12 protein-coding genes are annotated in these 20,943 nt (G+C 43.1%); 6 read left to right on the forward strand and 6 right to left on the reverse strand.

The genetic code is table 11. The features are described 5' to 3' along the window. Window positions 1-33 precede the first annotated feature (33 nt). Window positions 34-549, reverse strand: coding sequence for a hypothetical protein (locus AK823_RS07080; RefSeq protein ID WP_068327756.1), 516 nt, complete (start codon window positions 547-549; stop codon window positions 34-36). Between the two features lie 601 nt (window positions 550-1,150). Here AK823_RS07080 and AK823_RS07085 point away from each other — a divergent pair. The 3 genes from AK823_RS07085 to recD all read left to right on the forward strand — a co-directional run bounded on the left by AK823_RS07085 (window position 1,151) and on the right by recD (window position 12,622). Next, the gene (locus AK823_RS07085) at window positions 1,151-5,638 is read left to right on the forward strand and encodes an exodeoxyribonuclease V subunit gamma (RefSeq protein ID WP_068327759.1); all 4,488 of its coding nucleotides are present in this window, start codon (window positions 1,151-1,153) and stop codon (window positions 5,636-5,638) included. 74 nt (window positions 5,639-5,712) lie between these two features. Beyond that, window positions 5,713-10,308 (forward strand): UvrD-helicase domain-containing protein, encoded by a 4,596-nt coding sequence (locus AK823_RS07090; RefSeq protein WP_068327761.1) that lies wholly within the window; start codon window positions 5,713-5,715, stop codon window positions 10,306-10,308. A gap of 88 nt (window positions 10,309-10,396) precedes the next feature. Continuing rightward, window positions 10,397-12,622 (forward strand): exodeoxyribonuclease V subunit alpha, encoded by a 2,226-nt coding sequence (gene recD / locus AK823_RS07095; RefSeq protein ID WP_203226551.1) that lies wholly within the window; start codon window positions 10,397-10,399, stop codon window positions 12,620-12,622. Window positions 12,623-12,728: 106 nt separating this feature from the next. Here recD and AK823_RS07100 read toward each other — a convergent pair whose 3' ends face one another. Next, window positions 12,729-13,292: a hypoxanthine-guanine phosphoribosyltransferase gene (locus tag AK823_RS07100; protein WP_068035828.1), complete on the reverse strand. Its 564-nt coding sequence runs from the start codon at window positions 13,290-13,292 to the stop codon at window positions 12,729-12,731. 111 nt (window positions 13,293-13,403) lie between these two features. Further along, window positions 13,404-14,072 carry a hypothetical protein gene (locus AK823_RS07105; protein ID WP_068327767.1) on the reverse strand — a complete coding sequence of 223 codons (669 nt, stop codon included), beginning with the start codon at window positions 14,070-14,072 and terminating at the stop codon, window positions 13,404-13,406. A gap of 502 nt (window positions 14,073-14,574) precedes the next feature. Between AK823_RS07105 and AK823_RS07110 the strand changes: the two genes are divergently transcribed. From AK823_RS07110 to AK823_RS07120, 3 genes are all read left to right on the forward strand, one after another. Then, window positions 14,575-16,254, forward strand: a complete 1,680-nt coding sequence (locus AK823_RS07110) for a carbon starvation protein A (RefSeq protein WP_068327770.1) — start codon at window positions 14,575-14,577, stop codon at window positions 16,252-16,254. Between the two features lie 157 nt (window positions 16,255-16,411). Beyond that, window positions 16,412-16,687, forward strand: a complete 276-nt coding sequence (locus AK823_RS07115) for a cory-CC-star protein (protein ID WP_068035834.1) — start codon at window positions 16,412-16,414, stop codon at window positions 16,685-16,687. A gap of 83 nt (window positions 16,688-16,770) precedes the next feature. Further along, window positions 16,771-17,787, forward strand: coding sequence for an ArsA family ATPase (locus AK823_RS07120; protein WP_068327773.1), 1,017 nt, complete (start codon window positions 16,771-16,773; stop codon window positions 17,785-17,787). Between the two features lie 117 nt (window positions 17,788-17,904). On the opposite strand, the gene AK823_RS07125 is transcribed toward AK823_RS07120, so the two are convergent. From AK823_RS07125 to AK823_RS07135, 3 genes are all read right to left on the reverse strand, one after another. Continuing rightward, window positions 17,905-19,572 carry a DUF3482 domain-containing protein gene (locus AK823_RS07125; protein ID WP_068327776.1) on the reverse strand — a complete coding sequence of 556 codons (1,668 nt, stop codon included), beginning with the start codon at window positions 19,570-19,572 and terminating at the stop codon, window positions 17,905-17,907. A 21-nt stretch (window positions 19,573-19,593) separates the two neighbouring features. Continuing rightward, window positions 19,594-19,791, reverse strand: coding sequence for a hypothetical protein (locus AK823_RS07130; protein ID WP_068327779.1), 198 nt, complete (start codon window positions 19,789-19,791; stop codon window positions 19,594-19,596). A gap of 146 nt (window positions 19,792-19,937) precedes the next feature. Continuing rightward, the gene (locus AK823_RS07135; protein WP_082785664.1) at window positions 19,938-20,921 is read right to left on the reverse strand and encodes a sterol desaturase family protein; all 984 of its coding nucleotides are present in this window, start codon (window positions 20,919-20,921) and stop codon (window positions 19,938-19,940) included. Window positions 20,922-20,943: the final 22 nt, after the last annotated feature.

Consider the following 20,943-nt stretch of genomic DNA (forward strand, 5'->3'; position numbering starts at 1 on the left):
TTTTTCTTTTTTAATGTTGTCTCGATTTTTTACTTAATGCCGATGATGCAATACCTCATTGGTTAAATCCGCTAGCATATCGTCAAAAATATCATCTTCGGCAACAGGTGGCGTTATAGGCTCTGTCTTTTCTGCGTTATTTACAGTGTTGGTGGCCTCATTGTCATTGCTCAAAGACTGAACCGCTGAGATTGGCTCTTCTGTGTTTGATTGATGAGCAGCTAGCGGTGATTTACCATCATGAAGCAAAGCTCTTAACCATTCAAAGCCATGAACTTCCCACCAATCCTCAAATCGATGCAATGTACTTCCACGTACAGCCTCAGGTAGATTTAGGGTGCGTAGTTTTTGTGCCAATATAGGATCAGTAATGGCTTGATGACGACTGAGATAAAGCGATTTGACGTCGCCATTGTAAGGCTGCCGACGTTGCCAAGCGGCATGGTCAATTTTCATACGTGGTAATTGCCACAGTTCACCGCGAAAATAAACGACATAAAGACGTTTTTCGGGATGAACAAAGATAGCATCAATGGGACGCATTGGCATAATACGTAATTATCTCGTTTTTGAGGTTAAAAGTTTTTAGATGTTGGATGAAGATGTTATCTCAATCATCAATCATCATTAGTTATAGTAGAATCGCAATTTTCTAGTTTCAGATGATCAAGCTAGTTATCAATATTAACAAAACACGCGACATCATTTGTCGCAAGCTATTATGCATTTGAGTAATAAACTAGTAAATAGCGAGTATCAATGGCACACTATTCGCAATATATTAGCTCGAAACTTACAACTACAGGTGTTGACGTTTGATAAGTCATATTACATTAAAGTCAGCAGTAGTTCACAATCAAACGCAGCTATCTTAGCAGAAATATATAACTGGCACGACAGCTAAACATAGATTAATAGGTATTGCTCTTTGTACTTATGATTGCTTTATGTTCTAAGAGCCGTGATGTTAAGACAGCGTTTGTTTTATCTGTTTAAACTTTATTACTTTATATGGTATTAAATTGTCTACATCTATGTCCTTTTAAATCTTTTCTAACCAACTAAAACTTCTTATAACGTCATTGTTGTATCGCTGTTATCATTGCGAGCAGTTTTTATTATTTGTCTTATTTTAATTAGATTATTGTCTATGTTTACGATTATTCAGTCCCACCGTACCGAGCTTTTGGTTGAACAGTTATTAACAGCTTATAAGTCCAAAAACCAACCTGTTTTTGAGAAGTTTGTGGTCATTGTGCCGTCCATGGTACTTGGTGATTGGCTAGATAAGTCTATTGCAAGCCAAGCGGGTATCAGCACCTTAGTGACGACGACATTTTGGGGACAGTATCAGTGGACATTGATGCAGGATGTGTTGAGCCGTCACAATGCCTATTTGTTAGAGCAAGACCCTGATGCGGCAACCCTAAATGTGCCTGAGGTGGCAGTGTTGTCACCAACGGTAATGCAGTGGCGATTGTTTGGTTATTTGACTTATTACCAAGAGGCGATTGTCGCTGATGAAAAACACCCCGTTCATCCGTTGCTGGCGTCTTTGATTGATGAGCCGCAAGAAGAAGTTCAGCAGGATAAAGCGCAACAAGATGCGCGTATTTGGCAGCTGGCAAGTGATTTGGCGAGGGTGTTTAACCGCTATTTAACCCATCGTGAGGACTGGTTAGACCTGTGGTCACATAATAAGCCGCTTAATGTGGATGCGCTGATAGCGGATAAGGATGCACTATCCCTGCGCTTCGATAAGTATGCGCGCGGCACCCCTGAGTGGTTAGTGGCGCATTATATAGAATTAGAGATCGCGCAGCGTTTCTTATGGTCGCATTTGTTTGCCGATGTGCATCAGCACCGTGTGGCACTTGAAGATACCTTTTGGTCAGCGCTAGAAAGCAACAAGGCGAATGAGCGTGCTCAACTGCCCAAAGTACTGCGTATTTTTACCATTCAGCAGTTGCCACAAACAGAGCTCGACTTTTTACAGCGCTTGTCACAATACATGGATATCACACTGCTGCACTACAACCCATCCAAGCTGTTTTGGGCGGATATTGTTGATAAGTCGTGGCTACAGCGTCAGCAGATTGTTAACCCTGAAAGCGTGTTCTTACGTGAGTATGGGCATAGTTTGCTGTCGCGTTTAGGCAAACAGTCGCGTGATACCTTTGCTATGCTCGCAAATTTATCGGGTAATGAGCAATACCAAGATGCACTCGTCGAGTGGCAGGACATCTTTAATGAGGGCAATGATGGCTTGAGCGACGAGTTCGGTATTGATTTTGATGACAGTGCGCAACAGGTGCAAGAGAGCCCAAGCTTATTAAGGCGTTTGCAAAATGATGTGTTGATGCTAGATGAGCAGTCTACCCAGCAAGCGACCGCGGCCAAAGTCTCGCAAGCAGTCAGTAAACAACTAGAGACGGGCTCTAATCAAGACGAGCAAGAAACGCCGTGGTATGACGATGAAGCGTTAGAGAATAAACGCTTTGAGAAGGAGCGTTTTTGGGCAATGTCTTCGCAAGATAATAGCCTAAGCATTCATTCGTGTCATAGTTTGCAGCGTCAACTTGAAGTACTGCGTATCATGATTGGGCGCTGGTTGAATGAGCCATTAAAACTTGGTGAGAAAAAACGCCATATATCCGATATTGTCGTGTTGCTGCCCGATGTTGAGCGTCACCATGCGCTGATCAGCTCTATTTTCGTCAGCGGTAAAGGTCAAGACGGTTTGACCCTGCCAGCAAAAGTGACGGGTGTGGTCGATGCAGATATTCGTCAGCTATGGGAAGCCATCATTGGTTTTTATAAGCTGTTAGGCAGTCATAGTGCCCGCTTTGAAGCCGCTGAGGTGCTTGATTGGCTAATGCTGCCACCGCTGTATGAAAGTTTTGGCTTAACCCATGATCAGATGAGCCGTGGCTGTGATTTACTGGTAGAGGCAGGCTTTATTCGCGGCTTTGATGAATGGCATCTTAAACAAACCCTAGATAGTAACGACTATGACTACCGATTTACCTTTGCTCAAGCGTTAGATAGATTAACCTTAGGTCTAGTGATGCCAGAGGCCAGTTTAAGCGATTGCCTATATCCTTTGGCACAGGAAGATTGGCCAAGCACTGCATTGCCGGAGATGAGTTTGCCGCTACCGCAAGTGAGCCTAAATGATGCGATGATTATTGAAGCGCTTTGTCGTATTTATGCCGGTTTGACCGCGCGCCGTGATGATCATACACAAAAACTAAAAGCGGAGGATTGGCTTGATCAGATTGAGACACAAGTGATTCATCGCTATTTTGGTGATGTTGATCAAACGCGTACGATGCGCGCCATCTATAATGCTATGAATGGCTTTAAGTCAAGCCTGAGGGCCAATCGTCACTATAGACAGTACGCCAGTAGCGATAGTGTCAGTAATGCTAACAAAAAAGAAGTAGAGCAAAGGCTGGCAGGCGTTGAGCAGTTGCCGCTAAAGCTGAGCTTTATGCTGGACAGTATTGAGGCGGAGCTTGAGAGTCAGCAGGTCAGTGCCGAGCCGACTGGGGTGATTACCTTTGGTCGATTTGGTGCGTTAAGAAACGTACCTTTTGATTTGGTGGTGATGCTCAATATGGATCTCTCTGAATTCCCTGGGCGTGATCTTGATAATCGATATGATTTGATGAAAGCCACCAATTCCCGCCGCGGTGATAGAGTCAGTGAAGATGATGATAATGGTGCATTTTTAGACGCATTGCTGTGCGCGCGCAGTGCTTGCTGGATATTTTATAACGGTCAAAGTCTGACAGACACCCACGAGCACCTGCCAGCCAACCCAGTCAGTGAGCTATTACAGTTTTTGCAAGGTGAGGTGCAATGGCAGGTAAACTCGCTTGAAGCATTAGACACATTGCCTGAGAGTGTTGACTCTACCACCGAGAGCCTTAAACGTTATTTACCTAAATTGATTAAGCAGTGGCTGGTGACTGAGCATCCAGCACTGCCGTTTCATGAGAGTTTGTTTGAAACAGACATTGAAGACGCAGATGTTTCTGAGCAAGCGTCTGACACTGCTAAGCCTAATTTGAATGAAAGCGCAGCCATCCACACTGAAAATAATATTCAAGACAACAGACTTATTGATAATGCAGATGAGTTAGATGTTCTTTTAAATACAGCCATGCGCAAAACCAAGCTTGCGCAAAAACGTCAGTTTCCGCCTGCGCCGCTTTGGCAAGCTGTGTTTCATACCTTAAAGGGCAGAGCATTTAGTGAGCATGCAGAACTGGTTGGCTTGCCTACCAAAGCACAGTACGAATCAATCGCTCAGCTGCTTGGTCAATCTCTAGGTCAGTTAGGACAAATAGAAAATCAAACCTTAGATGCATTGGCTGAGATGTTGTCACTAGAAGCGACAGCTGTCTCCAGTGATTCTGGTGAGATTAATGACCTTACTAAAAAGGCACTTTCCGAAACTGTATTTAATATTGGAGAGATAGACGTTGAAGGGGTATTGGCGTATCAAGTGCGCCATCCGGCCAAGGCATTTTTACGTACTCAGAAGGTGCATGTGGTGCTGGGCGAGGAAGCGATGGCTCATCAAGAGCCGCTATTCCTAGACAATCTGACGACCTATCAGATTAAAGAGTATTTGATTAACGAGCTGGCGAGCGATGCCGCCAATAATAATTCTGATAGCGCAGCTAAGCAAGACAGCCCAATCTTGATGTATCAAAAAATCATGCCAGCAGGTGTGGCGCGCCAAACGACATTGCCCAATCAACAACAAAAACTGCAACAGCAATGTCAGGAATTTAAAGAGCAGCTAATTGCTAATGGCTTGGATGATACCCAGATATTGGAGGAGAGTGATATAGGCGGTTTGCAGCTACTGACCCCAACCACCGAGCACCCCGTTCAGCTAGCGCTAGCATCCGTGCTAAGTCATGCTGATAGTGAAATATGGCACAAGCTATTACCTAAAATGGTTAAGATAAAAGGCTCAGTACCAACATCAGTGCTAATAGGTGCTAATAACAATCGCTCTAATCTACAGGCTGGCATGTCCTATGCCGAGCAATCCCCCAAGCAGTGGTTAAACATACTACCCAATTCTGCTAGCCCTAAGCATTTAATCAAGTTTTGGTTGTCGCATCTGTATTGGCAAGTGGCCAGACACACAACTGCCGAGCAGGTAGCACTAAATGATGGCGTAAGTATTTGGCGTTTTAATAAGCCCAGCTCACAAGTCAAAAAGTATGAAAAAACAACCGCCTTTAAGCTAAGCCCTATTGTGTATGAAGATGCCGTAGCCGAGCTAATAAAATGGGCGATGTTTGGCAAGCTAGTCGGTCAAGTGCCGATTACCTTATTGCCAGAATATGCGCTCAGTTATCTTGATAAGTGTGCAAAAGCGGCAGAGAGTGAAGATGAGAGCGGCAGCTATTGGCCAAAACGCGCAGATTTCTCAGATTGGCTACGACCTAACTATCATGTAGACACGGTATACGATACCTGCTCGCAGCATACTATTTGGCAATACGTACTGCGTGATCAAGACGCCTTTAAAGCTCTATCAGCAGCGTTAACGACGTTAGCACAGCCGCTGTATGAGCCGATGTTTACTGCCCTACAAGGTCTAGATAGTTAGCTGGCTAGCTGGTTATTTAAAACGGTTCGTTTTTTGCCCTTTGGCTTAATTGATATTAAAAAGTGTACGCTCATATGACAGAATTTACCGCCACCACTAACATGATGGACATTTCTACCCAGCCACACTCATCTGATACATATCAGGGTATGACTGACAGTGAGGTTGCGAATGACGACATGATTAAGCCTAAGAATAAGGCGGATGTGATACCAGCGGTTGATGTTGCATTGACGGGTCGGCATCTTATCGAAGCGTCAGCCGGTACTGGTAAAACTTGGACACTAACTGGCATTGTACTGCGTCTGTTGATTGAAGCACGGCGTGCGCCAGAGCAAATCATTGCGACCACCTTTACTAGAGCCGCGGCTGCAGAGATGCGTCAGCGCATCCATGATCGTTTGGTGGATTTTTATCAGCTGCTGCAATGGGTGAGTAGCCTGAGCGCTGACCCCGCTAATAAAGAGAGTTTGTATCCGCATATACTACAGGTGACACCTGATAGTGATAAGGATAAGGAGGACAAGCAAGCAGTCAATAGCTCATATACTGATTCAAACGCTGAAACAGATGCTGATGAACTAAATCAAGACATTGTTTATGACAGGGTTCATGACAAAAAAGCCGATGCTGAAAAGCGCACCCAAGCAAAAAAAGTTCGTGAGGACTGGTTAGTCGCTCAGGCTAAATATGCGCGCTTAGATGACATCATGCAAGACCCTATTAATCTGCATCTGGTCGGCTACTTGCTTGATCATGTTTACAGCTATCCTATGACAGAAGCCATTCGCCGTACGGCGCTGGTATTAACCACCTTGGACAAGCTGTTTGTCGGTACCCTCGATAGCTTGGCGCAAAAATGGTTGAAGGAGTACAGTAGCGAGACCGGTCATCAGCAAGGCATGGCTATTATTGAAGACAGCAGTATTGAGCAAGTGACTGACAGTATTGTTCATGATGAGCTGCGTCAGTTTCAAAGTAGGCTGTATCATGAGCAGCCTAAATTGTATGCATTGATGGATCAGCAAGGTAAGCTGACGGCGGTTGGCGATCATAAAAGTTATGTGACTCGTTCGCTGAATTTTATTTCTGCGCCGATTAACGAGGTAAAGCTAACCCAAGGTTTTGACTTTAGCTTGTATGAACAGCTATTGCATGAGTTTGCGACATTGGATTTGGCAGATATTCAGCCGTATTTAAATCCTGATTATCGAAAGTCTCAAGGGTTTAATGGGCGTTCTAATTTAACGACGCAGTTTGATGCCATTATTGAGGTGCATCAAAAAATAGCGGAGCATCAGCTGGCGTTTACCAATTATCTAAATGAACGTGAAAATAAGATTCTCACCTCATTGCAGGATTCTAGATATCCCAATGAAGAGGGTAAAATTAAGAATTTTAATAAGAATAGAGAAAAAGAGCACGAGGCGTTTTTCGCGTTAGAAACCATCAGTAAGTTAATAGCGGTTTTGGATATGGTTGACGGTTTAAATCAGCACATTGTGTTGTTATTAGCCAATCTAAATCGCCATATCGTGCTTGCGGTACGTGACAGGCTGCCGGTTATATTAGAAGAGCGCGGTGAAACCACCTTTAGCTTGCAAATGGTACGTTTGAACCAAGCATTAACCGGTCGGCAAGGAGAGAAGCTGGCGCGTTATATTCGTCATCACTATCCAGTGGCATTGATTGATGAGTCGCAGGACATCAATGGCGAGCAAGCCATTATGATTGAAAGCATCTATCTGCCAAAGCGTAAACGTAAACCGTCGTCCAATGACAAGCAGGCTACTACTAATAAAGCCAACCATGAGTTTTTGTTGTTGGTTGGTGATCCTAAACAGGCCATTTATGGGTTTCGAGGCGGTGATGTCGCCAACTACAATTATATGAAAGCCCAGTTTGACAAAAGTAGCCTTTGGACGCTCGATATTAACCGTCGTTCAAACGCCAGTGTGATTAATGCTCTAAACTGCTGGTTTGGTATGCCTGCGCCAGTGACTAATGAGAATAGGCTCGCACAGTTAGGTAGTGGTATTTATTACCAGCACATCAAAGCACATAAAGAAGAAAATCAGCTGTCTTGGTTTAATGAGCCAGACATACTAACCAGCGACCTAAATAGCAATTTAGTGAGTGAATTGGTGAGTGACGTACTCTCTGCTCAGCCTGTGAGTGTGTTGCACCTGCCTTATAATAAGGACAAAGAGCTTGAGTACGATGAGCATGAAATCACAGCGCGTCATATTGCGACCTTACTCAGCAGTGGTCAGACATTAAAAGGCAAACCGATTCAGCCGAGCGATATCGGCGTGCTGGCACGTGCCAAAAAAGACTTAAAACGGGTGGAAGACGAGCTAGTAAAGCTCAATGTGCCGACCTTGACCACCAGTGATGTCAGTATCTTTGAAACCGTCATGGCAGAAGATGTGGCAGCACTGCTGAGTGCTATGCTATATCCGTATCGTCATGACATGATTAATCGGGTGCTGACCAGTCACTTGTATGGCCTGAGTATAAAAGATATCAAAGCCATGATGACTGACCATGAGTCAGGGGCTTACGAGGGTAGCGATAGCTCGAGTAGCACTTCTTTAAATAGTAATAGTATAAAAGCTATTGATAATAAGAAAAGCTATCAAGACTTTATTAGCTATTTAAAAGAAGGCACACAGCGTTGGCAGCACTTTGGCATATTATCGGCCATGCATTACTTGTTAGATGAAAGCCCTGTGCAGCCGCAAGGCGTTTGGCAAGCCTTAGCCGCGCATCCAGAAGGCGATCGTCATATTATGGATTTGCGTCATGTGATGGATATATTAGCGCAGTATGGTATCGGCATGGGAGAATACGAGCTACTAGCCTGGTTTAGACAAAATATAGATACCGCGCCTAGCAGTGATTGGGCCAAGCAGTATCCGCTACCGACAGAGTCTGGCGTGCAGCTGATGACCATTCATAAATCAAAAGGGTTAGAATTTCCCATTGTTTATGTGCTGGGTATGGGAGATGCCAGTAGGAAGTCAGGTAATAAAGAAGAATATGGATTGTATCTCTATAATGCGCAACAAAACCCTACTCAACAAGATCAGTCAGAACTAAATCAGCAATCGACAGGCAATCAGCGCCGATTCTCTCCTGTACAAGGCTCTGCGACCACAGAGGGCTACTATACCGATATTGAGACGCAAGAGGGCTTTGATGAGATGCGCCGGCTTGGTTATGTGGCATTTACTCGCGCCAGTGAGCAGCTTTATGTGGTGCTGCGAGATCCCCATAACAAAACAGGGTTTGAATTAAAACCGGTGTTCTATTGGTTTGATGCCCAAGAAGCAACTTTTGAGTTGCCAGATAGACTCAAAGGCACCATAGGCATGATTAGAGGGCATAAGGTTAATGAGTTCTATAACGATAACTGTGCTGCCGCTAAAGCAGGCGTATTAACGGAAAATGGAACGCCTGATTCTATTACGCCCAAAACCGAACCTATTAAGTATGATGATTTTTCAGAGGTCATGAAAATCAATTACTTTTACGGTTGGGCTAAGACCAGTTTTACCGCCTTAGCCCGTCAGCTAGATCAATCAACGCAGACAATGGCTATCATGGATGAGCGTATTGATGATGCGATAGATATTGATATGACCGAAACTTCGGTTTCAGTTGTGCCATCACTGAATAATAATGAGTCTGTTGAGCAAGTCGATGAGTTAAGTCTCAAGCTAGAGGATGATATTCGTTTTACTTTTGTGAAAGGTGCCAATGCGGGTACATTTTTGCATGAGATATTTGAAAAAATTGATTTTAACAATAAATCACAGTGGTCTCAGGTTATCGATAGAGCCATCAGTAGCTATCAGCTGCCACTGGTGTATAGCAGTGCCGAAACCCAAAGTCGTCGATTACAAGCGAAGAAGCAAGAGCAAGGCGATAGTGCTTCATTAAATACTGATTCATTGAATTCGGACTCGATAGATGCTACCAAGCATGCAGCTCTCATTGGCTGGATTGAGGAGGTGCTAGATGCGCCGCTATTAGCGTCCAATCAACCGTTATGCTCTATCGATGCAAGTCAGAGGTTCGCTGAATTAGAGTTCAATATGGGGCTGTCAGAGCGTTTTAAAGCACAAGATATTAATAGACTCTTTCAACAGTACCTGCCTAATGAAACCGACAAACATGTCAATCTTGTTCCGCAAAACAAAGCGCATTTGTATCGTTATTTACGTGGTGAGATCGATTTGGTGTATGAGCATGCTGGCAAGTATTACGTCGTCGACTATAAGAGTAATTTTTTAGGAAATAGCCTAAGCGATTATAATGAAAACACCCTCAAGCAAGCAATGTCCAAAGCAGGATATTGGTTGCAAGCAGCGATTTATCAGGTGGCGTTGCATCGATTCTTATCGATGAGGATTAATGACTATGCAGGCAATGAAGATAAGTATTTGGGCGCGGTGGAGTATGTTTTTTTACGGGGCGTATATGATCCAGCTGCCTCGTTAGCTATTGAAGCAGAAGATGCTAATACGCTTGACGGTAGCAACTTAATGCACAGTAATTCAATAAAGCATAAATCAATAAGCAGTGCCCGCTATGGATTGGTGACTTGGGACATTCCTATTGATTTTATTAAAGCCCTAGATGCATTGTTTGGCATGCCAAGTTAGCAGGCTATACAAAATGAATTAGATAATAAATTTGATGCATAGAAATTACTATAGCGATCAATCATATAAATATAGAGAAACACATACCATGAATAATAATAAGAGCAGGGCTGCTATTAGCCTACAAGAAAGCTGGGCCAGCAATATCAGTGATTATATTTTGCTGCGTCGTCAGCAAACGCATTTCGCGTATAGCGTGACCGATGCCAAGCCTAATACTGATACTGATACTGATACTGAGAGCGTAAAAATAGATAAAACACCAGATAGTGGCTTATTTACGGCTTTATTCACTATGTTGGCGACGCATTTAGAAGAGGGACATACTGTACTCACCATTGAGGAAACTGAGCATGAGGTGCCGCTGAGCGGTCAAATCAATGGCGAGCTGGTGACACTATATGCTTGGCAACAGCAGCTGTTAGAGATGCTAGCAATGCCGATTATTGCCTCGATTGACACTCAAATAGAGGTTCAATCAGAGGCCGATATTACAGCTGAGGTATCGATATTTTTATTGCTAGAGACTTTGTTTGCTAAGCAAGACCAGCTATGGGCGCAGCTGGCACTTAGTAATCATGAAAAAGAGATGTTGGTTAAGCGGCTGGATACAGTTGAATTGTTATGTAAGTTATTAAGAGCTAACGACTTATCGACTTTTACTAAGTTAATCGATGAGCACACTTTGTTCGCTAGCGTTAACGATAACGTCAGTAATAATGAGAATAAAAATAGCCTAAGCAAAAATAATCAACCTATCATTTATCAGCTTATCAATAACAAAGAGGCTGATAAACAACATACGACCATCACGTTTTGGTTACACCGGGCTTGGCAAGCAGAGTTTAACTTAGCAGAGCGCATCAACACTATTTTAGACCAGCAGGTAACACCGCTAGAGATAGCAATACCCAAAAACCTTCACGAACATCAGATAAAGGCAATTAATGTCGCTAATAACAATGCCTTTAGCATTATTACTGGTGGTCCAGGCACGGGGAAGACCTACACCGTTGCTCAACTAGTGATTGCGCTGCAACAGGCGACGAAGAGTGGGGGAGATGCGTCTGAAAGCATTAGGTTCAGCACTGACAGTGCCAGTTTGGCATTAGCAGCACCAACTGGTAAAGCTGCACAGCGTATGCAAGAGTCTCTGCAGGCAGCGTTAGACGCAGCGAATGTTGAATTACAGTTGCAAGAAGCAAAAACTATTCATCGCTTGTTAGGTATTGGTCGGACGGGCAGACCGCGTTACGATGCTAACAATCCACTTGGCGAAGAGATTATCATCGTCGATGAGGCATCGATGCTAGGGGTTGAGCTGGCGAACTATCTTGTGAGTGCGGTAAAGCCTGGCGCAAGGCTTATATTGTTAGGAGATGCGAACCAGTTAGCCGCAGTAGATGCAGGGGCTGTATTGGCTGACTTGTGCCGCATACCGCAGTTACGACCCATTCATGCAGAGCTAACAGAGAGTCGTCGATTTACAGCAGACTCGGGTATCGGTAAGCTTGCTTATCAAATCAACAAGGCAGAGACAGATACTCACGCTATTTGGCAGTTGTTAAAACATGATAAGGCACTGAGCTTTCAATATGTAAGTAACATCAATACCTTGCAAACAGAAGCTTCTCTAGATAATAAGATAGAAAATAGCCTAAGTAAAAAAACGAGTATTTCAAACCTCACTTTGAATTACCATCCCTACCTGAATGAAATTAAGTCATTACTAACAAATCAAATAGAAAAATCCATGCCAGAATCAGTTAAAAACACCATTACTTCATTAATGGAAACCTTTAATCAGTTTAGAGTATTAACTGCAGGTCATAATGGGGAGTGGGGCGACCACTACATTAATAACTATCTTACTCAATGGCACCTTACTGAGCTTAAGCTACCACTGGGTCAAAACACATGGTTTCATGGTCGTCCCGTTATGGTCTTACAAAACAATTATGAGCTAGGGTTGTTTAATGGTGATATTGGTTTTTGCTTGCAGACAAGTGATGATCGCAGTCGACTCGAAGTATTTTTTGAAAATAAGAAGCAAGGGATTGCCGTCAATCTGCTTAATGAAGAGGTGATTGCCACCGCCTATGCAATGACCATTCACAAGTCGCAAGGGTCTGAGTTTGATCATGTGACCATTACCTTTGATAATAGTCATGCAAGATTGCTGAGCAAAGAGCTTATTTATACCGCTGTGACCCGTGCCAAAAAACAGGTAACCATATATAGTACGAAATCTGCTTTGGAAAAGGCCGTCCAGACACCCACTGAGCGCCATACGGGTTTGGCATTACAGTTTTAATAATACCAAACAACTTTACCGTTGACGCATACGCGTACTTAGTAAAAATAGTCCAACGAAAAAAGCACCCAGTGGGTGCTTTTTTATTGTTCAAACTAAAGACTGACTAAATTTTGTCTTCTTTAATAGCATAGATGCCAGGCAGATGGCGCAAGTAACCATGAAAGTCCATACCACAGCCATAAACATAACGGTCGGCGACATTAATACCGACAAAATCAACATCAAAATCGGCGACTTTGCGATCATGTTCTTTATTGAGTAATACACAAGATTCAATAGTTAGCGGTTTTTCTTTACCTAACTCTTCTACGATAGCTTTTAAGGTAATACCTTCGTCAAAAATATCATCAATCAGTAATACGTGCTCGCCTTCAAGGCTAACATCAGGTTTGAATTTCCAATCAAGCTCATTGGTGCCTTCATTATCACGATAGCGTGAAGCATGAATATAATGCATACGATGATAGAAGGTTAAATGAGTCAGCAGCTGACCGGCTGGAATGAGTCCGCCATTCATAACAACCATAACGATTGGATTAAGACCAGCATAATGAAGGTTAAGTTGAGCGGCAAGACGCTCATAGGCCGCAGCTACTTCGATACTACTAATGAGGCATTCTGAGTTGCGCAGGGTTTTTTCAATTTCTTGATTACTGATTTGAGTCATGAGTTGCGCCTTCGAGGAAAAGTGCTGCTTATTTTAGCAAGTTTTGGTGAATTTGCCCAACGAGATATTACTTTAAAGCAAAAATAGTGGTTTATTTTTATCGTTATCTGATTAGTCAGCCATCTTTATAAGAAAAGGGCGGTAAAAACGAGCCAAACGATTTAATCCAGCATCAGGTAGCTGCGGCAATAGTTTGTTTAGGGCCATGCCCATACCCTTATCGATACCTACTTTAGCAACCGGAATAGATTTGCGTTTAATCATACCAAGCTTGAGTGTTTCAGTGAATTTGCTAATAAAATGATTAAGTGCTTCTTCATTCATAGTTTCAAGCGCAATTTTAAATTGACTCTTATCAACATTGTCAGGCGTAACCGCATCAAAACCTTCGATAATAGTATCAGCAGAAGCTTTAGGTAGTTCAAACCCAACACGGCGAACACCTTCATTATCAATAAACATGGTCTCGTTCTTCAAAAAATTAAAGCTTGGCATGATGTCTTCGTTTTTATCTTTACCAAGTAGTACGTTGAGTAGAGTCTCTGTCGCGCGCTCAATCGTATTTACAATCTTTCGCATGGATGCTTGGCGATCCGGATTTGGAATTACATCTATCAAGCTCACCAATAGATTCTCATTTAGCTCGCGGGCGATTTGCTGAGTGAGGTCATTGCGATAAGGATAGTAATCCACTTGTTCACCTGAAGTGATAATACGTTCAGCCTCATCAATCATATCATTCAATTTATCTGATGGTACAAATCCAAAATAGTATGTCATTTTATTCCTTATAGATACTTAATAGGATAGATAACTAATAAGTGTTTAATAAATACTTATTATCATATCCGGCGTCAGTATAGCCAAATTATCTGCGCGAGGACATCTTAAACCAATAAAATAATAGGTCGACGTCTGCATCCATTGACTATGTGCATAATTGGTGAAAATAGGGTATGGGTGTGAAAATATCAACAATGTATTTTAACAATTATTGATACCTATACAGTATTAGGGCTACGTTTACACTACTCAATAATGGACATTAGACGTTACATTTTATGTCGGATGGATTAAACTTAATGCGTTATATCCATATTTTAACATTCAATATTTCTTTATGTTTTACGTCAAAGCCGTCTTTATTTAATACAGTCTTAACGAAAAACATAATAATTACTTCCTGCCAGCATTAACTAGCTCACTAAGCCAACGATGGAATAAAAAAGGACAAGAGGAGGTGTAACTTACACCATCCTCGCCTTATCTAAGGAGAGATAAGATGAATAGCGCTATTGTATTATTATTTGGAATTGCCGCAATGCTTTGCGGATATTTGTTTTATTCAAAATTTATCGCGACCAAGATCTTGGCGTTAGATAATAGTCGTCCCACGCCAGCCCATACGATGAAAGATGGGATAGATTATGTACCTACCAATAAATATGTATTATGGGGACATCATTTCACCTCTGTAGCAGGTGCTGCGCCAATTATCGGTCCTGCCATCGCAGTCATTTGGGGCTGGGTGCCAGCTGTGCTTTGGGTGGTATTCGGAACGATCTTTATGGCTGGTGTTCATGATATGTCCGCTATATGGGCGAGTATGCGTAATCGTGGTCAGTCTATCGGCTCTATCGCTGGTACGGTCATGGGCACACGCGTACGTAGTCTGATGATGGTTGTTATATTTTTATTATTACTAATGGTCAACGCTGTATTTGGTGTCGCTATTGCTAATATGCTTATCAAAACGCCATCAGCGGTATTACCAGTATGGGGAGCATTAATTGTTGCCTTCATCATTGGTCAATGTATTTATCGCTATAATATGAGCTTGGCTTGGGTGTCAATTATTGGGGTAACGGCTTTATACGGTCTTATTTATCTTGGTCCTATGTTCCCAGTCGTATTACCTGAGACTATTTTTGGACTGCCAGATAATGCTGTCTGGATTATTATTCTATTTACCTATGCTGCAATTGCTTCGCTACTACCAGTATGGATGCTATTGCAACCACGTGACTATATCAATGGCTTGCAGCTATTCGTCGGTTTGATTCTGTTGTACGCCGCTATCTTTATCTCAACGCCTAACATTGTCGCGCCTGCAATCAATACCGACTTACCGATAGGCACACCGTCAATTATGCCATTATTGTTTGTGACTATTGCTTGTGGTGCTATTTCAGGATTCCATGGCTTGGTCGCGACAGGCACAACTTCTAAGCAAATTGACAAAGAAGAAGACGTACGTTTTGTTGGTTACTTTGGTGCGCTTGGCGAAGGAATGTTGGCATTAGGCGCTATTCTTGCTGCTACTGCAGGTTTCGCGACCCTTGGTGATTGGCAGGCAGTTTATCAAAAATTCGGTGACGGCTCGGTTGGAGCATTCATTGATGGTGGCGCGGCGATACTTAATGCCGGTGTCGGTATTGATATGGTATTGTCACAGACGATGCTTACGGTAATGGCAGCACTATTTGCCGGGACAACAATGGATACTGGTGTTCGTTTGCAACGTTACATTTTCCAAGAGTTTGGTGAGTTCTATAACCTTCCAATTCTAAGTAAAAGTGTCGTCGCTACCTTGCTAGCAGTCGGATCCTGTCTATTATTGGCATTTGGTGCGGGCGGTATTGGCGGTGAAGGCGGCATGATTATTTGGCCTCTATTTGGTACTACTAACCAATTGATGGCGGCATTAACACTGATGATCGTAACCGTTATCTTATTACGTAAAGGCAAACCGGTTTGGTATACCTTAGCGCCTTTGTCGTTCTTATTAGTTATGACGGTTTTTGCATTGTTAATCCAGCTCAAAACCTTCTATACCGATGGCAATTGGTTGCTCATTATTATGGATATCGTCATCATGATTGCAACGATTTTAGTTACTTTTGAGAGTTTCTCTGTACTGCGCCGTGAATGGTCGCAGCATAAAGGTAAAAATGAGACTTAATTGATATAAAAATCAGTATGGACAAAAAAAACGTTAGCAGCCATTGCTAGCGTTTTTATGTTTTGAGATATTGCATTGTAGGGTGTGGTTAGCGCAACGTAACCCACCACTTAATGATATTATCTAATAAGTGAGTTCTTAAAATTAAGGCAAAACTATGGACGATATAAAAAATGACAATCCTTTATGGCAAAGATTCCTAGCAGGGCTTAATGAGTTCTACCATGCTCCATATCGGCAAACAATGGCACGCGCTGCACGCGATGAAGAAGATTTATTTATGCTAATGATGTTCGCGGAGAGCCTCGGCATTGATAACCCAGCCAGCTTTTATACACTTGAGCTACAACCGCTGTTTTTAGAAAATTTCCATGAATGGCATACACGAATGGGTATGGAGAAATGCCCCTTTGATCATGTCGGCTGTTGCTAGTTGGGTGACTAATTAGATTGTTAGAAGTAACTATAAATAATAACTATAAGAAAAAACATACAAACAGAAAATGGGAAAGGATTATGGCCTTACAACCTTTAAATGCATTGGTCACCCAGCTAGCTGCTCAACCGATTATATTCGTTGGTGGTAAAGGCGGTGTTGGTAAAACAACGACAGCCGCCGCACTTGCCAGCCATTATGCTACTCAGCAAAAAAAGACACTCATTATCTCCACTGATCCAGCGCATAGTTTGGGTGATGTATTAAATGTAGCGCTCAGTAATGAGAAGACAGCAATTACCCATTACCTTGATGCGCTTGAGCTCAATCCGTATATTATCGTTGATAACCATTTTGCACAGGTCGAGCGTACCATCAAAGGTTATGCCAATCCTGACATGATGCCCAAGATTCGTGAGCATCTACGTCTGTCAAAGTCTGCGCCCGGAGCACAAGAGGCCGCCATGCTCGAGTCAATGTGCCAGCATTTGGTGGCGGCAGCGGATGCTGGTTATGAGCATATAATCTTTGATACCGCTCCAACGGGACATACCTTGCGCTTATTAGTATTGCCAGAGATGATGGGAGCGTGGACGGATGGATTATTAGCCCAGCAGCGGCGGCAAGCTAAGTTACGCTCGGCAGCGACGAGTTTGGATTTAGATAACAACAATTATAAAGACAATGATAAAAACGACGTCTCAAACCCCTTTGCTAAGCAAAAGCCAGATCGCTGGGAGCAGGCAGTATCTGTCCTAGAAAAACGCAAGCAGCTATTCCGTGAAGCAGGGTTGTTACTACATGATCGTAAGCAAACAGCCATTGTATTGGTAATGACTGCTGATGTATTGCCATTGGCCGAAACTAAGCGCGCCATCCAGCAGTTAGAGGAAACCAAACTCACGCCAGCGGCAATCGTGGTCAATCAGCTGATAACGCCTACGCAAACCGATGAGTTTTGGCGCAAACGTGCAGACAGACAACAAGGGTTGATGAAAGAGATAGAAAGTAATTTTACAAACTATCCGATATATCCCATTTATTTACAGCAGACAGACGTACGCGGTAGTGAAGCTTTGAGTGAGTTATTGAGTTAAATCTGACTCTCAACTTAGTATGGACTTTCGTAGGGTGCATTCCACAATGCACCCTCATAATTTGATAGGTGATTAGAAAGCACCCTACGCTCTAGAGAGAGTCATCAATTAAAACCGTTAACCACGGTCAAGATTATGCGCCTGCAATTTACTTGAAAGTGACCATGCCGCATCAATACGTAAGCTTTCCGCCTGCTCAGACTTACCACTACTGAGTGACGACCATTGCGGCTTGCCACGGGCTTTTTTTAGCTCACTTGGCAGTTTATGGGTAGGCCAAGGGGTAATCGGATTGCTTTCATCATCAGTAAGTTCAACATTGCCATCAGTCATTATTTGCTCTTTGGCGTACAGGAGCTGCGTCGCATCAGTAGCAGCATGACCGCGATGGCGCACAGCGACTAGTAGATCTATAGCACGGGTAGCAAGAAGGGTTAGGGTAGCGGGATCAATATACAAACGCTTCACACCGGATAACTTATCAGCGATACTACCCGTATTGGACAACAGACCGCCTGCAATACCACCTATCGCGGCACCCAATCCTAAAGTCGTACCCAACGCTGCCGCATCAATACCCAATCCCAATAACGCGCCAGCCGCCGCACCAGAAGTCGTACGAATACCATAACTTTTGAGCAATTCAGGATCAAATGGATCTTGTTGATAGGCTTGCAACTCAAGTGGAGTCGCTGCTACAGCATTATCGTAAAATTTATAAAGATTTAATAATTTATTCTGCATGCTACGCTCACTTTGGCGAACGGCTTCTTGCATCTGCTGCAACACAGGCATCGGGTCATCATCTTCATTAATTTCTTGGACGAAGGCGGCGACATTTAATAAAAAATCCGCAATGATGATATTCGCCTCATCGTACAGACGTGCCCAGTTTTCAGTCCGGCGCTGCATCAATTGCTCAAGCATTTCAGCATGAGTAAGCATAGTGGCTAAATTCTGCCAAAGTCGCATTTCATCGGCAAATTCAAAAGCGACAGAATCAAAACGGGTGGATATATGCAAATTACGGCGCGCCAGCATGGTTTGCCATTCATCGATATTGGCATCCTGACTATCAGTGAAGTTAAATACGGGCATAACCGGAATTGCTGCCCACGACAAAATGGTTAATTCGTCTTTATACTTACCGAGCACAGGCTCACGCGCATCGACCACATAAATGGCCATATCACTCGCCAGCAGCTGGCGGATAACTTTAGCTTCTTGGCTATAATCCTCACTGCTACCTAAAGTGTCACCACCCTGAGCATTGTCTGCTGCCAAAAATTGTTGTAAACGCTCAATACCATCACGGCGACTGGCAGTATTATCCTCCAGCCAATCCATCAGGCCAGACGCATCTTCCAAACCCGGCGTATCGTACAAGGTGACCAGCACTTCGCCCGTTTGGTTATCCGTTAATTGCGCACGCTCAACATGACGAGTAGTTGCAGCCTCATTTTTGACTTCACCAAAATAGACATCACGCAGCAAGGTACGCAGTATTGAAGTCTTACCCGTATTGGTATGACCAACGACTGCCAATTTTAATGGCTCGTCACTGGCAATTGTGGTTTTACTGGTTGTTTTGGTAACGTCCGTTGGTGACGTTGATAAAACCGATGAATCGATTAGGCTACTATCGGTAGTAGATTGACCAGTATTACTCGCACTCTGTTCTTTACTGATATCAATAGGTTTGGTAGATGAATTGGACGCATCATAAGCCTTGTCCGCAAAAAGGCTCTTCGGCTGACTGTCAGAATTATTATTGTTATTATTCATGATAGGGTCTTATATTAAATGTTATTGGTCGATTGCGGCTTTCAGTTGTCGGATAACGGCACTTAATAACATCTCATCAATCTCAGTTAGCTCGTTCAGTCCGTAATCATAAGTTTTTAAGATCATTGCTTTTTGATCTCGAGTAAGATGCAGTGTAATATCACCATCTTTTATCATTCCTCGATAATCTTCTAGCGTTACTTCTTTATCATTTTTCATGTCCAACCTCCTCTTGACTGTCGATCAGGCAAATACTGTATTAAAAACCACTCTTTTTCATACAGATACATCCTCATCTATAAGCCATTGTAACCAAACGCCCTTATAGGGTCTATATAAGCGATGTTATTGCTAATCAGTCAGTTTTAAGCGGCACTAGGTGGGCGAAACAACACTTTCAACTTGTTCTTTAATCCTCTGGCACGGAAGAAGCGTTGCCACATACGATAAAAGACGCCAAATATTAGGCTAATAATATTATCGTGACTGGCTTCACCTACTGCGCCATATTTCACTGGGTTATTAACCGTATCTTCTTCTACGTAAGTGCCAAACCAACGATCAAAAAGTATAATAACGCCACCATAGTTTTGGTCGATATAGTCGCCATTGGTACCATGATGCGCACGGTGGTTGGATGGAGTATCAAAAATATATTCAACCCACCTAGGGAATTTACCGACCGTTTCAGTATGAATAAAGAATTGATAAATCAGATCAAGCGCGTAGAAGAAGAAAACCCACACCGGATGGACGCCAAGTAGCATAAGCGGGACAAAGAATAACCACCAGCCTGTGATTGAGTACAATAAACTTTGGCGCATAGCCGTTGATAAGTTCATTTGATCGTCGGAGTGATGTACCACATGCGCTGACCAAAACCAGTTGACACGATGTGAGCTACGATGGAACCAGTAATAGCAGAACTCGACCGCGACAAATATAGGAATGGCCGTTAGCCATGTGACTTCAATCGTAAACAAGCGATATTGATATAACCACAAGCAAATAGGCAGCACGACAAGTGCTTGAATAATCAGCTCAAAGCCTAAATAAGAGCCACCTAAGCTAAAGTTGGTCATGGCACGACGCCAACCAAAGGCAGAACCACGCCCACGCTTAGATTGATAAAACCATTCCGCTAAAAACAGTAAGAAAAACGGTCCACCTGCCAGCGGCAATAGCCACTCTTGCCAATGTGCAGGTAAGATACTCGCCAGCATGGGCTGCCAAGACTCAGGTGCGATGGCTAAGATACTCTGATTGAGTGTCTCTTTGTAAGCATCTAAGGTCTGCCCGTACTTGCCTAAACTTATTAGACCGTTACTACTATTATCTGTCATTGCCATAACATCCTACCGCATATCTACC

Origin of the sequence: Psychrobacter sp. P2G3, assembly GCF_001593285.1 — a bacterium.
Classification (GTDB): Bacteria; Pseudomonadota; Gammaproteobacteria; order Pseudomonadales; family Moraxellaceae; genus Psychrobacter.